General features: G+C 33.5%; 12 protein-coding genes and 1 other annotated feature. All 12 genes read left to right on the top strand.

Features of this window, described 5'->3' with window-relative positions:
* Window positions 1–239 precede the first annotated feature (239 nt).
* Window positions 240–389 (top strand): 50S ribosomal protein L33, encoded by a 150-nt coding sequence (gene rpmG, locus L1S46_RS25765; RefSeq protein WP_002583138.1) that lies wholly within the window; start codon window positions 240–242, stop codon window positions 387–389.
* A 48-nt stretch (window positions 390–437) separates the two neighbouring features.
* The gene (secE, locus tag L1S46_RS25760) at window positions 438–668 is read left to right on the top strand and encodes a preprotein translocase subunit SecE (protein ID WP_023976912.1); all 231 of its coding nucleotides are present in this window, start codon (window positions 438–440) and stop codon (window positions 666–668) included.
* A gap of 37 nt (window positions 669–705) precedes the next feature.
* Window positions 706–1,227 carry a transcription termination/antitermination protein NusG gene (gene nusG, locus L1S46_RS25755; RefSeq protein ID WP_023976911.1) on the top strand — a complete coding sequence of 174 codons (522 nt, stop codon included), beginning with the start codon at window positions 706–708 and terminating at the stop codon, window positions 1,225–1,227.
* A gap of 78 nt (window positions 1,228–1,305) precedes the next feature.
* Entirely contained in the window at window positions 1,306–1,731 is a 426-nt protein-coding gene (rplK, locus tag L1S46_RS25750) for a 50S ribosomal protein L11 (protein WP_011967502.1), read from the top strand.
* A gap of 54 nt (window positions 1,732–1,785) precedes the next feature.
* Window positions 1,786–2,475 carry a 50S ribosomal protein L1 gene (gene rplA, locus L1S46_RS25745; protein WP_023976910.1) on the top strand — a complete coding sequence of 230 codons (690 nt, stop codon included), beginning with the start codon at window positions 1,786–1,788 and terminating at the stop codon, window positions 2,473–2,475.
* 43 nt (window positions 2,476–2,518) lie between these two features.
* Window positions 2,519–2,643: a sequence feature (ribosomal protein L10 leader region), on the top strand.
* A gap of 34 nt (window positions 2,644–2,677) precedes the next feature.
* The gene (rplJ, locus tag L1S46_RS25740) at window positions 2,678–3,181 is read left to right on the top strand and encodes a 50S ribosomal protein L10 (protein WP_011967504.1); all 504 of its coding nucleotides are present in this window, start codon (window positions 2,678–2,680) and stop codon (window positions 3,179–3,181) included.
* A 51-nt stretch (window positions 3,182–3,232) separates the two neighbouring features.
* Window positions 3,233–3,598, top strand: a complete 366-nt coding sequence (gene rplL / locus L1S46_RS25735; RefSeq protein WP_011967505.1) for a 50S ribosomal protein L7/L12 — start codon at window positions 3,233–3,235, stop codon at window positions 3,596–3,598.
* 330 nt (window positions 3,599–3,928) lie between these two features.
* Window positions 3,929–7,639: a DNA-directed RNA polymerase subunit beta gene (gene rpoB / locus L1S46_RS25730; protein WP_077856593.1), complete on the top strand. Its 3,711-nt coding sequence runs from the start codon at window positions 3,929–3,931 to the stop codon at window positions 7,637–7,639.
* Window positions 7,640–7,660: 21 nt separating this feature from the next.
* A complete protein-coding gene (gene rpoC, locus L1S46_RS25725; protein WP_077856592.1) occupies window positions 7,661–11,197 on the top strand; it encodes a DNA-directed RNA polymerase subunit beta' in 3,537 nt (1,178 codons plus the stop codon).
* A gap of 256 nt (window positions 11,198–11,453) precedes the next feature.
* Window positions 11,454–11,831 (top strand): 30S ribosomal protein S12, encoded by a 378-nt coding sequence (gene rpsL / locus L1S46_RS25720; protein ID WP_011967508.1) that lies wholly within the window; start codon window positions 11,454–11,456, stop codon window positions 11,829–11,831.
* A gap of 149 nt (window positions 11,832–11,980) precedes the next feature.
* Window positions 11,981–12,451, top strand: coding sequence for a 30S ribosomal protein S7 (gene rpsG, locus L1S46_RS25715; protein ID WP_017210137.1), 471 nt, complete (start codon window positions 11,981–11,983; stop codon window positions 12,449–12,451).
* Window positions 12,452–12,534: 83 nt separating this feature from the next.
* Window positions 12,535–14,601, top strand: coding sequence for an elongation factor G (gene fusA, locus L1S46_RS25710; protein WP_238901367.1), 2,067 nt, complete (start codon window positions 12,535–12,537; stop codon window positions 14,599–14,601).
* Window positions 14,602–14,844 lie beyond the last annotated feature (243 nt).

The raw sequence follows: 14,844 nt of genomic DNA, 5'->3' as shown, positions 1-14,844 counted from the left end.
TCGCTATCAGAGAAGGCGGAAGAACTGTAGGTTCTGGAGTTGTTACTAAAATAGTAGAATAAGATACATTTATTACCGATAGGACTAAGTTATATAACTTAGTCCTATTTAAAGGATGATTGACAAGTCAAATATTCTATGATATTGTATAAAAGTGACATTTTAAGCAACGTAAATTTTAGAAGTGAATAGGAACTCAAGATTCCTATTTAATATATAAGAAAACTGGAGGTGCAGTCATGAGAACAAAAGTAACTTTAGCATGCACAGAGTGTAAACAAAGAAATTATGATTCAATGAAAAACAAAAAGAATGATCCAGATAGATTAGAAATGAAAAAGTATTGTAAATTCTGTAAAAAGCACACTCTTCATAGAGAAACAAAGTAATTAGCCGAAGTAATGACATATAGTTATTAAATTTAAGGATGTGAAGATATGTCAGCAAAGAACAGTGTGAAAACTGAAAAAGCTATTAAAAGTAATGGTTTGTTTGGTTTTTTTCGAGAGGTTAAGGTAGAGGTTAAGAAGATAACTTGGCCTTCAAAAGATGAGACAAAGAAAGCATTTGTTGCAGTTATTGTGTTCACACTAATGTATACTATATTAGTTGGTGGATTGGATTCTATTTTCAATAACCTCTTTAAAATGATTTTAAATTTCAAGTAAAAGGGAGGTTTGGGCGATTTTATATCGCCTGACGAATATGAGTGATAGAGCACGATGGTATGTAGTTCATACATACTCAGGATATGAAAATAAAGTAAAAGCAAACTTAGAAAAAGCAATTGAAAATAGAAATCTTGAAGCATTAATCCATGATATACAAGTACCCATGGAAGAAGTGGTTGAAGAAAAAGATGGAAAGCAAAAAGTCTCATTAAAGAAGAAATTTCCTGGATATGTGCTTGTAAAAATGTTAATGGGAGATGAAGCTTGGTACGTTGTTAGAAATACTAGAGGCGTAACAGGATTTGTAGGCCCAGGATCTAAACCAGTTCCTCTTTCTGATGAAGAAGTGGAATCAATGGGAGTGTTAGAAGTTCCTGTTGAGATTGACTTAGAGGTAGGGGAAAGTATAAGAATTATCTCTGGGCCATTGAGAGATTCAGTAGCCACAATACAAGAGATAATTCCAGATAAACGCAAAGTGAAAGCTTTAGTGGAGATGTTTGGCAGAGAAACACTTGCCGAATTAGACTTTAATCAAGTTGAAAAATTAGTTTAACTATAATGAACTAATTTTAATTAAGTGGGAGAACTAAAAAGAGTTCGTTATACCACAGTAATAGGAGGAATAACAAAAATGGCTAAGAAAGTAACTGGAATGATTAAACTTCAACTTCAAGCAGGTAAGGCAACACCAGCTCCACCTGTAGGTCCAGCTTTAGGTCAACACGGTGTAAATATAATGGGATTCTGTAAGGAGTTTAATGCAAAAACTGCAAATCAAGCTGGGTATATAATACCAGTAGTTATTACAGTTTACCAAGACAGATCTTTTAGTTTTATATTAAAGACTCCTCCAGCTGCAGTTCTAATTAAGAAGGAAATAGGATTAGAAAGTGGTTCTGGAGTACCTAATAAAACAAAGGTTGGTAAATTAACTCAAGATCAACTTAAAAAGATTGCTGAAACTAAGATGCCAGACTTAAATGCTGCAAGTCTTGAATCAGCTATGAGAATGATAGCAGGAACAGCTAGAAGTATGGGCGTAACTATTGAAGAGTAATTCGTAAAAATAAGTGGGAGGTCAAAACCGTTAATACCACAGAGGAGGCAAATTATGGGAAAAAAATACATTGAAAGTGCAAAGCTTATAGACAAGAGTGCATTATATAATCCAGTAGAAGCATTAGATCTTACATTAAAGACTGCAAAGGCAAACTTCGATGAAACTATTGAATTACATGTAAGACTTGGAGTAGATCCAAGACATGCAGATCAACAAGTTAGAGGTGCAGTTGTATTACCAAACGGAACAGGTAAAACAGTTAGAGTACTTGTTTTTGCTAAAGGAGATAAGGCTGCAGAAGCACAACAAGCAGGAGCAGATTTCGTTGGAGCAGATGAACTAGTTCAAAAAATCCAAAGCGAAAACTGGTTTGATTATGATGTAGTTGTTGCAACACCAGATATGATGGGAGTTGTAGGTAGAATTGGTAGAGTGTTAGGACCTAAAGGACTAATGCCAAATCCAAAGTCAGGAACAGTAACATTTGATGTTGCTAAGGCAATTGAAGAAATTAAAGCTGGTAAAGTTGAATATAGAGTAGATAAAACAGCAATAGTTCACTGTCCAATTGGGAAAAAATCATTTGGAACTGAAAAATTAAAAGAAAACTTTACTGCATTAATGGAAGCTTTAGTTAAGGCTAAACCAGCAGCAGCAAAAGGGCAATACTTAAAATCAGTATCTGTTTCAAGCACAATGGGACCAAGTGCAAAAGTTAATCCTACAAGAGCTTTAGATTAGTATTGACTTAATTGAAATTATGTAGTATAATTTCAAATGTTGTAAAAAGAAAATATTTTTTCCGTAGACAGTGGGTGCGAAAGCGTAAAGTATAACTGCCCGCCTAGGTATATAATAGATTGTATTATAGGCCTTCCATGTCTGCGGAAGGTCTTTTTTAATAAAAGAAGCAGTTTGAACTGTGAGGAGGTGGACTACAGTAATGAATAAAAACAGAGAACTTAAAGAAGCAAAAGTTGCTGAAATTAAGGAAAAATTAGAAAAATCAAAAGCTGTTGTTCTTAGTAAGTATCAAGGTCTAAATGTTGAAGAAGATACAGCTCTTAGAAAGAGTTTAAGAGAAGCTGGAGTTGAATACAAAGTATATAAAAATACTTTAGTAACTTTAGCAGCTAAAGAATTAGGCTTAGATGGTATAGCAGAATATTTAGAAGGTGCAGTATCTATTGCATTTAGTTATGAAGATGTAACATTAGCTGCAAGACTTTTAAATGATTTTGCTAAAGATCACAAGAAGTTAGAATTAAAGGCTGGTATCATAGAAGGAGAAATCTATGATGAAGCTAAGATTAAACAACTTGCAACAATACCATCAAAAGAAGTTCTTATTGCAAAACTTCTTGGAAGTATCAAGTCTCCAATATCAAGCTTTGCACGTGTATTAAGTGCTATTGCTGATAGCAAAGGAACTGAGTCTGCAGAATAATTTAAAGATTAACTAAAATTTTAAGAAAAAAATTCGGAGGTGCTATTAAAAATGACAAGAGAAGAAATAATTCAAGCAATAAAAGAAATGAGCGTTTTAGATTTAAATGAATTAGTAAAGGCTTGTGAAGAAGAATTTGGAGTAAGTGCTGCTGCTGCTGTTGTAGCTGGTGGAGCTGTAGCTGGTGGAGCTGCTGCTGAAGAAAAAACTGAATTCGACGTAGTATTAGCAAGCGCAGGAGATAACAAGATTAAGGTTATCAAAGTAGTTAGAGAAATAACAGGATTAGGATTAAAAGAAGCTAAGGAAATAGTTGATGGAGCTCCTAAGACATTAAAAGAAGGCGTTTCTAAAGACGAAGCTGAAGATATGAAAGCTAAATTAGCTGAAGTAGGAGCTACTGCAGAAGTTAAGTAGTTTGTTTTAAAGAAAAAGGTGCTTTATAGCACCTTTTTTAAACTGAATTTATAAAGCTATATAAAATGCTTGTTAGGTAAATAGGTATTTTATATAGCTTTATAACTGAAAAGAATTATTCAATAATATTTATTGACAAGAAAAATATCCTATGATATTATAATATAATGTATTATTCTCTATGGAATACTATATATTTATAGTGAAAATAAAGAGTATAATCTGGTGAATAATGGTTATACTATAGAAAGACGCTGTCCGAAAGCAAAGTCCTTAGGGAAAGTATGCTTTTGGCTATTTTAGTTTATTTTATACAAGGGGTGAAAATTCATGGTACATCCTGTCCAAGTTGGAAAAAGAACAAGAATGAGTTTTGGTAAGGTTAATGATGTTACTGAAATGCCGAATTTAATTGAAGTACAATTAGATTCGTATGAATGGTTTTTAAGAGAAGGGTTGCATGAAGTTTTTGATGATATTAATCCTATCACAAACTTCACGGGAAATTTAGTACTTGAGTTCGTAGACTATAAACTTGATATGGAAAACATCAAGTATTCTGTCGAAGAATGTAAGGAAAGAGACGCGACTTATGCTGCACCATTAAAAGTTTCAATCAGATTGCAGAATAATGAAACTGGTGAAATTAAAGAACAAGAAGTATTTATGGGTGACTTCCCATTAATGACAGAGCAAGGTACCTTTGTAATTAATGGTGCTGAAAGAGTTATAGTTAGTCAATTAGTAAGATCACCGGGTGTATATTATAACTACTCTATAGATAAGAGTGGTAAAAAGTTATATTCATCAACTGTTATTCCTAATAGAGGAGCATGGTTGGAATACGAAACAGATTCTAATGATGTAATTTATGTAAGAATTGATAAAACTAGAAAATTATCAATTAGCATATTGGCAAGAGCTATGGGATTAGGCAGTGATCAGGAGTTGTTAGATTTCTTCGGTGAAGAAGAAAGATTTAGAGCTTCAATAGAAAAAGACAACACTAAAACTAAAGAGGAAGCACTACTTGAAATATATAAAAGATTGAGACCTGGTGAACCACCAACAGTAGATAGTGCTATATCTTTAATTGATACATTATTTTTCGATGCAAAAAGATATGATTTATCTAGAGTAGGAAGATACAAATTTAATAAAAAACTTGCATTAAACCTAAGAATAGCTAACCAAGTAGCGGCCACTGATATTGTTAATCCACAAACCGGAGAAATAATGGTGGAGAAGGGTCAGAAAATAAGTAGATTAGTAGCTGAAGAAATTCAGAATGCAGGTGTTAAATCTGTTGATGTATTAATAGAAGATAAAGTTATTAGAGTAATTAGTAATAACTTTGTAGACTTAAAGAAACAAGTTTCCTTTGATATTTCAGACCTAGGAATAAAAGAATTGGTTCATTATCCAACTTTGAAAGAAATATTGGATAATTTTTCTGATGAAGCAAGTATTAAAGAGGAAATTAAGAAGAATATTAGTAAACTTATTCCTAAACACATCATAAGGGATGATATATTTGCAACTATAAGCTATGAATTAGGATTAACTTATGGAATAGGTTATGTTGATGATATAGATCATTTAGGCAATAGAAGATTAAGATCTGTAGGAGAATTATTGCAGAACCAATTTAGAATTGGTCTATCTAGAATGGAAAGAGTAGTAAAGGAAAGAATGACTATTCAAGATCAAGAAGCTATAACTCCTCAAATGTTAATTAATATAAGACCAGTAGCAGCAGCTATTAAAGAATTTTTTGGTAGCTCGCAGTTATCACAATTCATGGATCAAACAAATCCATTATCAGAGCTTACTCATAAAAGAAGGTTGTCAGCATTGGGACCAGGAGGTCTTTCAAGGGAAAGAGCTGGTTTCGAAGTAAGAGACGTTCACCATTCGCATTATGGTAGAATGTGTCCTATTGAAACACCAGAAGGTCCAAATATAGGGCTTATAAATTCTTTGGCAACTTTTGCAAAAGTTAATGAGTATGGATTTATAGAAACACCATATAGAATTGTTGATAAAGAAAATGGAAGAGCTACAGATGAAATAAGGTATTTCACTGCAGATGAAGAAGATCAATGTTTAATAGCTGAAGCAAAAGAGCCAATGGATGAAAATGGGCACTTTATAAATAAAAAGGTCAGAGTAAGACATTTAGAGGATATATTAGTTGTTCCAACAACTGACGTTGATTTAATAGATGTATCTGCAAGACAAATTGTATCTGTTGCAACTGCGATGATACCATTCCTTGAGAATGATGATGCATCAAGAGCTCTTATGGGTTCAAACATGCAACGTCAAGCAGTTCCATTACTAAGTCCTCAAGCACCAATAGTTGGAACAGGGATCGAATTTAAAGCTGCTGTTGACTCAGGGGTATTACCAAAAGCAAAGAATGCTGGAGTAGTTACTTACGTTTCAGGCAGTGAGATTCGTGTTAAAAGAGACTCAGATGGTGGCACAGATGTATATAAATTATTAAAGTTTAAGAGAAGTAACTCAGGAACTTGTATTAATCAAAGACCGATAGTTGATACAGGAGAAATAGTATACAAGAATCAAGTTATTGCAGATGGTCCGTCTACAGATTTAGGTGAAATTGCATTAGGTAAGAATATCAGAATGGGATTCATAACTTGGGAAGGTTATAATTACGAAGATGCTATGCTAATTTCAGAAGAATTGGTCAGAGAAGATATCTTTACATCTATGCATATAGAAGAATATGAATGTGAAGCTAGAGATACTAAGTTAGGACCAGAGGAAATTACAAGAGATATACCAAATGTAAGTGATGATGCACTTAAGGATGTAGATGATAGAGGAATTATACGAATTGGTGCAGAAGTAAGATCAGGAGACATATTGGTTGGAAAAGTAACTCCAAAAGGTGAAACTGAGCTTACAGCAGAAGAAAGATTGCTAAGAGCAATATTTGGTGAAAAGGCAAGAGAAGTAAGAGATACTTCATTAAGAGTTCCTCACGGAGAAGCTGGAATAATTGTTGATATAAAAGTATTTACAAGAGAAAATGGAGACGAATTGAATCCTGGAGTAAATGAACTTGTAAGATGCTATATAGCACAAAAAAGAAAAATTTCAGTTGGAGATAAGATGGCAGGACGTCATGGTAATAAGGGGGTTATCTCTAGAATATTACCAGAAGAAGATATGCCGTTCTTGCCAGACGGTAGACCTCTTCAAATATGCTTAAATCCATTAGGAGTACCTTCTCGTATGAATATAGGTCAGGTACTTGAAGTTCACTTAGGTTGGGCAGCTAGTCATTTAGGATGGCATATAGCTACACCTGTATTTGATGGTGCAACACAACCTGAAATCACAGAATGCATGATAAAAGCAGGATTTAGAGAAGATGCTAAAACTATATTATATGATGGTAGAACTGGAGAACCATTTGATAATCCGGTAACTGTCGGTATAATGTATATTTTAAAACTTCACCATTTAGTAGATGATAAGATTCATGCTAGATCTACAGGACCATATTCATTGGTTACTCAACAACCATTAGGAGGTAAAGCTCAATTTGGTGGTCAAAGATTTGGTGAAATGGAAGTTTGGGCATTAGAAGCATATGGAGCAGCACATACACTTCAGGAAATATTAACTGTTAAATCAGATGATGTTGTAGGTAGAGTTAAAACATATGAAGCTATAGTAAAAGGTGAAAATATACCTGAACCAGGGGTTCCAGAATCATTCAAGGTTCTTATTAAGGAACTACAAGCATTATGCTTAGATATTAAGGTATTAAATGATGAGCATGAAGAAGTAACTTTAAAGGAATTTGTTGATGAAGATATGGCAAATCTAGAAGTTAATATAGAAGGCACTGAAGAGATTATGGTGCCAGAACCAGATGTATTAGATGATGATAGTTATGATCAAAATAATGATGAAGACATAGATGAAATTGATTATGATGAAAGTGTCGATATAGCTGATCTTGAAACTGAATTAGAACTAGATGATTTTAATGATGAACACTAATTTTGAAGGGAGGATTTACCCTTGTTTGAATTAAATAATTTCGATGCAATACAAATTGGTTTAGCATCTCCAGAACAAATAAGACAGTGGTCAAGAGGAGAAGTTAAAAAACCAGAAACTATTAACTATAGGACTTTAAAACCAGAGAGAGATGGTTTATTCTGTGAAAGAATTTTTGGACCAATGAAAGATTGGGAATGTCACTGTGGAAAGTATAAGAGAGTAAGATATAAAGGGATAGTTTGTGATAGATGTGGAGTTGAAGTCACAAAAGCTAAAGTAAGAAGAGAAAGAATGGGGCATATAGAATTAGCTGCCCCAGTATCTCATATTTGGTATTTTAAGGGAATTCCATCAAGAATGGGATTAATTTTAGATATGTCGCCAAGAGCTTTGGAAAAAGTTCTGTATTTTGCATCTTATATAGTGATAGATCCTAAGGAAACACCATTATTAAAGAAACAACTTCTCAATGAAAAGGAATATAGAGAAGCTGTAGATAAATATGGCGATGAAAGCTTTGTAGCAGGCATGGGAGCAGAGGCAATTCAAGATTTGCTAAATGAAATTGATTTAGAAACTTCTTCAAAAGAACTTAAAGAAGAATTAAAACAAAGTTCAGGACAAAAGAAAGTTAGAATAATTAGAAGACTAGAAGTTGTAGAGTCATTTAGAAAATCAGGTAATGATCCACAGTGGATGGTTATAAATGTAATACCAGTAATTCCACCGGATTTAAGACCTATGGTTCAATTAGATGGAGGAAGATTTGCGACATCTGATTTAAATGATTTATATAGAAGAGTAATAAACAGAAATAACAGATTAAAGAAGTTATTAGATTTAGGCGCTCCAGATATAATTGTAAGAAATGAAAAAAGAATGCTTCAAGAAGCAGTAGATGCTCTTATTGACAATGGTAGAAGAGGCAGACCGGTAACTGGACCAGGAAATAGACCTTTGAAATCTCTTTCAGATATGTTAAAAGGTAAACAGGGTAGATTTAGACAGAACTTACTTGGTAAGAGAGTTGACTACTCAGGTAGATCGGTTATTGTTGTTGGTCCAGAACTTAAAATGTATCAATGCGGACTTCCTAAGGAAATGGCAATAGAATTATTTAAACCATTTGTTATGAAAAAGCTTGTACAAGATGGCATAGCTCATAATATAAAGAGTGCCAAGAGAATGGTTGAGAGAGTATTACCACAAGTATGGGATGTATTAGAAGAAGTAATTGCAGATCATCCAGTATTACTTAACCGTGCACCTACTCTACACAGACTTGGTATTCAAGCGTTCCAACCTGTATTAGTAGAAGGTAGAGCAATAAAACTTCATCCGTTAGCATGTACAGCTTATAATGCTGACTTTGATGGAGACCAAATGGCTGTCCATCTTCCATTATCAGTAGAGGCTCAAGCTGAAGCTAGATTTTTAATGTTAGCTGCAACAAATATTCTAAAACCATCAGATGGCAAACCGGTTTGTGTACCTACACAAGATATGATTCTAGGATCATATTATTTAACAATGGATAAAAATGGAGCTAAAGGCGATGGTATGACATTCTCAAGCAAAGATGAAGCTATAATGGCGTATGAAGTTAAAGAAATTGACATACATGCTCAAATAAATGTTAGAATGTTTAGAGAAGTCGATGGAGAATTGAAATCTAAGATCATTAAAACTACTGTTGGAAAGATTATATTTAATGAATCAATTCCACAAAATCTTGGATTAGTAAATAGAGAAAATGAAGAAGAATCATTTAATCTAGAAGTTGATTTCTTAGCTACGAAAAAGTCGTTAGGAAAGATAATCGATCAATGTTATATGAAGCATGGTCCGGTTAAAACATCTATAATGCTTGATAATATTAAAGCATTGGGGTATCATTATTCATCAATCGGGGCTGTAACAGTTGCTTCATCAGATATAATAGTTCCAAAAGTGAAATATGATTTACTTAAGGAAGCAGATGAAACGATCGAAAAGATTGAAAAGATGTATAAGAGAGGTTTCATATCTGATGAAGAAAGATATGAAAGAGTTATAGAAAAATGGACTCAGACAACTGAAGATGTAGCCAATGCATTAATGGATAGTCTTGATAAATTTAATCCGATATATATGATGGCTGATTCTGGAGCCAGAGGATCAAAATCTCAGATCAAGCAGTTAGCTGGTATGAGAGGTCTTATGGCCAGTCCATCAGGTAAGATTATAGAGTTACCTATAAGGGCATCATTTAAAGAAGGATTAGATGTAATAGAATATTTCTTATCAACACATGGAGCTAGAAAGGGTAATGCAGATACAGCCTTAAAGACTGCGGATTCTGGATATCTAACTAGAAGACTTGTTGATGTTTCACAAGATGTTATTGTAAGAGAAGAAGATTGTGGCACAGATGAAGGAATATTTGTAAGTGAAATTAAAGAAGGTAACGAAGTTATCGAGGAATTAAGAGAAAGATTAATTGGTAGATATACAGCAGAAGATATTGTTGATCCGGAAACTGGGGATGTATTACATCCAAAGAATGAATATATGGATCCATATGCCGCTGATAAGATAGTTTCTGCAGGAATTAAGAAAGTGAAGATTAGATCCGTATTCACTTGTAAGTGTAAAGTTGGTGTATGTGCTAGATGCTATGGTATGAATATGGCGACAGCTAAAAAGATTGATATTGGAGAAGCTGTTGGAATAATAGCGGCTCAATCAATTGGAGAACCAGGAACACAGCTTACAATGAGAACATTCCATACTGGTGGAGTTGCAGGAGCAGATATTACTCAAGGTTTACCTAGAGTTGAGGAGCTATTTGAGGCTAGAAAACCGAAGGGGCTTGCAATAGTAAGTGAAATTGCTGGTACTGCGAGAATAGAAGAAACTAAAAAGAAAAGAACAGTAATAGTTATGGGTGCCGATGGAGAAGAACGTAGCTACGATATACCTTTTGGATCAAGATTGAGAGTTAATGAAAGTGATTATGTTGAAGCTGGAGATGAAATCACAGAAGGTTCGGTAAATCCTCATGATATAATGAGCATAAAAGGAATAGATGGAGCGAGAAGATACTTACTTTCAGAGGTTCAAAAAGTTTATAGACTACAAGGTGTTGATATTAATGATAAACACTTAGAAGTTGTTGTTAGACAAATGACTAGAAAGATAAAAATCGTTGATTCAGGTGACACGGATTTATTACCAGGAACTATGATTGATATGTTTGATTTCTATGAAGAAAATGCTAGAGTAAGAGAATTTGGTGGAGAAGAAGCAAAAGGAGAACAAACTCTACTAGGTATAACTAAGGCAGCATTAGCAACTGATAGTTTCCTATCAGCAGCTTCGTTCCAAGAAACGACAAGAGTTCTAACAGAAGCAGCAATTAAAGGAAAAGTTGATCCTTTAGTTGGATTAAAAGAAAATGTAATAATTGGTAAGCTTATTCCAGCTGGTACTGGAATGATGAGATATAGATCTTTAAAGGTGGAAACAGATAGTGAATTAGTTGAAGAAACTATTGGAGAAACTGTTGAAGAATAAGCATGTATTATATTGACATGTGTAAAATTAAATGATAAAATACAATTTGTGTGATTTTAAATGTGAAATCACACAAATTAATGTGAATATATCATTTTATAAAAGTAAATTTATAGCTTAATACATAGGATATTGATTTATTGTGTAAAATTTAGGTATATTTGATAAGTTGTATGATATACTAATCCATATAACTTGATAAATTAGTGTTTATCTTAATTTTAAAATAGATAAATAAATTTCAGGAGGTGAAAAAATGCCAACTATTAGCCAATTAGTAAGAAAAGGCAGAAAAACAGCAGTAGTTAAATCAACTGCACCAGCACTTAAAGAGTGTCCTCAAAAAAGAGGTGTATGTACAGTAGTTAAAACAACAACTCCTAAAAAACCTAACTCAGCGTTAAGAAAAATTGCCAGAGTTAGATTAACAAATGGATTTGAAGTAACTGCATATATTGGTGGAGTAGGTCACAACTTACAAGAACATAGTGTTGTTCTTATAAGAGGTGGAAGAGTTAAAGACCTTCCTGGTGTTAGATACCATATCGTAAGAGGTGCGCTAGACTGCGCTGGAGTAGCTAACAGATTACAAGGAAGATCAAAGTACGGTGCTAAGAGACCTAAGAAGAAATAGGAATTTTAACAAAGAATAGTGCTTATCTTCAACAGAAATTATAGATTTTATTTTGAGTTTATATAGATGTAAAAGATGTAGCACTTTACGGTATGAAAAATACCGAGTACCGATGAACTTAAATTTAAAATGTTAAGGAGGGAAGAAAAGTGCCAAGAAAAGGACATATCGCAAAAAGAGACGTATTACCAGATCCAGTATACAATTCAAAGGTTGTTACTAAATTTATAAATAGTATAATGGAAGATGGTAAGAAGGGTGTAGCCCAAAAGATATGCTATGAAGCATTTGAATTAATAGCAAAAAGAAGTGGAAAAGAAGCTTTAGAAGTATTTGAAGAAGCTATGAACAATGTAATGCCATTACTAGAAGTTAAAGCTAGAAGAATAGGTGGTGCTACTTATCAAGTTCCAATCGAAGTTAGACCAGAAAGAAGACAGACATTAGGAATAAGATGGATGTTAATAGCAGCTAGAAAAAGAGGCGAAAAGCTAATGAGTGAAAGAGTTGCTGGTGAATTATTAGATGCATCTAATAATACAGGAGCAGCTGTTAAGAAGAGAGAAGATACTCATAAAATGGCAGAAGCTAATAAGGCATTTGCTCATTACAGATACTAATATCTATAAAACTGTTTTGGCTTATGCTAAGGCAGTTTTGTCAAATTAAATTATATTTTACTCATTGAGAGGAGGACAAATAAATGGCTAGAAAATATCCTTTAGATAAATTCCGTAACTTCGGTATAATGGCTCATATAGATGCTGGTAAGACAACAACTACTGAACGTATATTGTTCTATACAGGAGTGAGTCACAAAATAGGGGAAGTTCATGATGGTGAAGCTACAATGGACTGGATGGTTCAAGAACAAGAAAGAGGTATAACAATTACTTCAGCAGCAACTTCATGTTTCTGGAAAGAACATGAACTTAATATTATAGATACTCCTGGTCACGTAGACTTCACAGTTGAAGTTGAAAGATCATTAAGAGTACTTGATGGAGCTGTTACAGTTCTTGATGCAAAGAGCGGTGTTGAACCACAAACTGAAACTGTTTGGAGACAGGCAGATAAGTATGGTGTGCCAAGAATGATTTATGTAAATAAAATGGATGCAACAGGTGCTGATTTCTTTAGATGTATTCAAACAGTTAAAGATAGATTAAAAGCAAACGCAGTTCCGATTCAGATTCCAGTAGGTAGCGAACAAGGCTTCAAAGGAATGGTTGACCTTATAAAGAATGTTGCTTTTATATTCTATGATGATCTTGGAAAAGATATGAGAGAAGAAGCTATACCAGCTGAATATGCTGATCAAGCTGAAGAATACAGAGCAGCAATGATAGAAGCTATTGCTGAAACAGATGAAGAATTAATGGAAAAGTATTTAGAAGGTGAAGAACTTACAATTGAAGAATTAAAAGCTGCTTTAAGAAAAGCTACAATTGCTAACGAAATATATCCTTGTATTTGTGGTTCTTCATACAAAAACAAAGGTGTTCAAGAAATGATTGATGGAGTTGTAGATTACTTACCATCACCATTAGATGTTCCAGCAATAAAAGGAACAACATTAGATGGAGAAGAAGATCATAGAAATTCTTCAGACTCTGAACCATTATCAGCTTTAGCATTTAAAATAGCTACTGATCCATTTGTTGGTAAATTAGCATTTACAAGAATATATTCTGGTGTAATGCAAAGTGGTTCATATGTTCTTAACTCAACGAAAGGTAAGAAAGAAAGAATCGGTAGACTTGTTAAGATGCATTCAAATTCAAGATCAGAAGTTGAATCATTAGAAGCAGGGGAAATTGGTGCAGTAATTGGATTAAAAAACACTACAACAGGTGATACTTTATGTGCAGAAAATAGTCCAATAATTCTTGAAGCTATGGAGTTCCCAGAACCAGTTATAAGAGTAGCTATTGAACCAAAGACAAAAGATGCTCAAGAAAAGATGGGGATGGCATTAGCTAAATTAGCAGAAGAAGATCCTACATTTAAGACTTGGACTGATACAGAAACAGGTCAAACAATTATTGCGGGTATGGGAGAGCTTCACTTAGAAATAATTGTTGATAGACTTCAAAGGGAATTTAAAGTTGAATGTAATGTTGGAGCACCTCAGGTTGCTTATAAGGAAACAATTAGATCAGCTGTTAAAGCAGAAGCTAAATATGCTAAACAATCAGGTGGTAAAGGACAATACGGTCATGCTGTGATTGAAATGGAACCAACTGAAGGTGAATATGTATTTGAAAATGCTGTTGTTGGAGGAGCTATTCCTAAGGAATACATACCAGCTATTGATGCAGGTATTCAAGAAGCATCTAAAAATGGTATAATTGCAGGCTATAATGTTATTAACTTCAAAGTTAAATTAGTACACGGTTCATATCATGAAGTTGACTCATCTGAAATGGCATTTAAAATAGCTGGTTCTATGGCATTTAAGAATGCAATGGCTAAAGCAAGCCCTGTACTTCTTGAACCAATGATGAAAGTTGAAGTAACAGTTCCAGAAGAATACATGGGAGATGTTATCGGAGATATCAATTCAAGAAGAGGTATAATGGAAGGTATGGAAGCTCTTAATGGAGCGCAAGTTATCAGAGCGTTTGTTCCATTATCAGAAATGTTTGGATATGCTACTACTTTAAGATCTAGAACTCAAGGTAGAGGAGTTTACTCAATGGTATTTGATCACTATGATGAAGTTCCAAAGAATATTCAAGAACAAATTGCAGGTAGCAGAACTAAATAAAGAGTAATATAAAGTTTTTATCATATTGTATATTAAATTATTTTACGGAACATATAATGTGCTTTAATAATTTTTATATAATATGGTAAAAAACTTGAATAATAAATATAGATATTAAAATATCTATAAGTTATAATATTTACGAAAAGATTCTTTAAATTATGTCTATCAAGGGAGGAAAATTATAATGGCAAAAGCAAAGTATGAAAGAAGTAAGCCACACGTTAATATTGGAACAATAGG

The sequence above is a fragment of the Clostridium sp. YIM B02500 genome, from assembly GCF_022324665.1.
In the GTDB taxonomy this organism is placed as follows: domain Bacteria; phylum Bacillota; class Clostridia; order Clostridiales; family Clostridiaceae; genus Clostridium; species Clostridium beijerinckii.
This window is presented reverse-complemented; position numbering and strand designations above follow the sequence as displayed.

Excerpts from the sequence above, each read along its gene's own strand:
- rpmG (WP_002583138.1), top strand. The coding sequence starts at position 240 with ATGAGAACAAAAGTAACTTTAGCATGCACAGAGTGTAAACAAAGAAAT.
- secE (WP_023976912.1), top strand. The coding sequence starts at position 438 with ATGTCAGCAAAGAACAGTGTGAAAACTGAAAAAGCTATTAAAAGTAAT.
- nusG (WP_023976911.1), top strand. The coding sequence starts at position 706 with ATGAGTGATAGAGCACGATGGTATGTAGTTCATACATACTCAGGATAT.
- rplK (WP_011967502.1), top strand. The coding sequence starts at position 1,306 with ATGGCTAAGAAAGTAACTGGAATGATTAAACTTCAACTTCAAGCAGGT.
- rplA (WP_023976910.1), top strand. The coding sequence starts at position 1,786 with ATGGGAAAAAAATACATTGAAAGTGCAAAGCTTATAGACAAGAGTGCA.
- rplJ (WP_011967504.1), top strand. The coding sequence starts at position 2,678 with ATGAATAAAAACAGAGAACTTAAAGAAGCAAAAGTTGCTGAAATTAAG.
- rplL (WP_011967505.1), top strand. The coding sequence starts at position 3,233 with ATGACAAGAGAAGAAATAATTCAAGCAATAAAAGAAATGAGCGTTTTA.
- rpoB (WP_077856593.1), top strand. The coding sequence starts at position 3,929 with ATGGTACATCCTGTCCAAGTTGGAAAAAGAACAAGAATGAGTTTTGGT.
- rpsL (WP_011967508.1), top strand. The coding sequence starts at position 11,454 with ATGCCAACTATTAGCCAATTAGTAAGAAAAGGCAGAAAAACAGCAGTA.
- fusA (WP_238901367.1), top strand. The coding sequence starts at position 12,535 with ATGGCTAGAAAATATCCTTTAGATAAATTCCGTAACTTCGGTATAATG.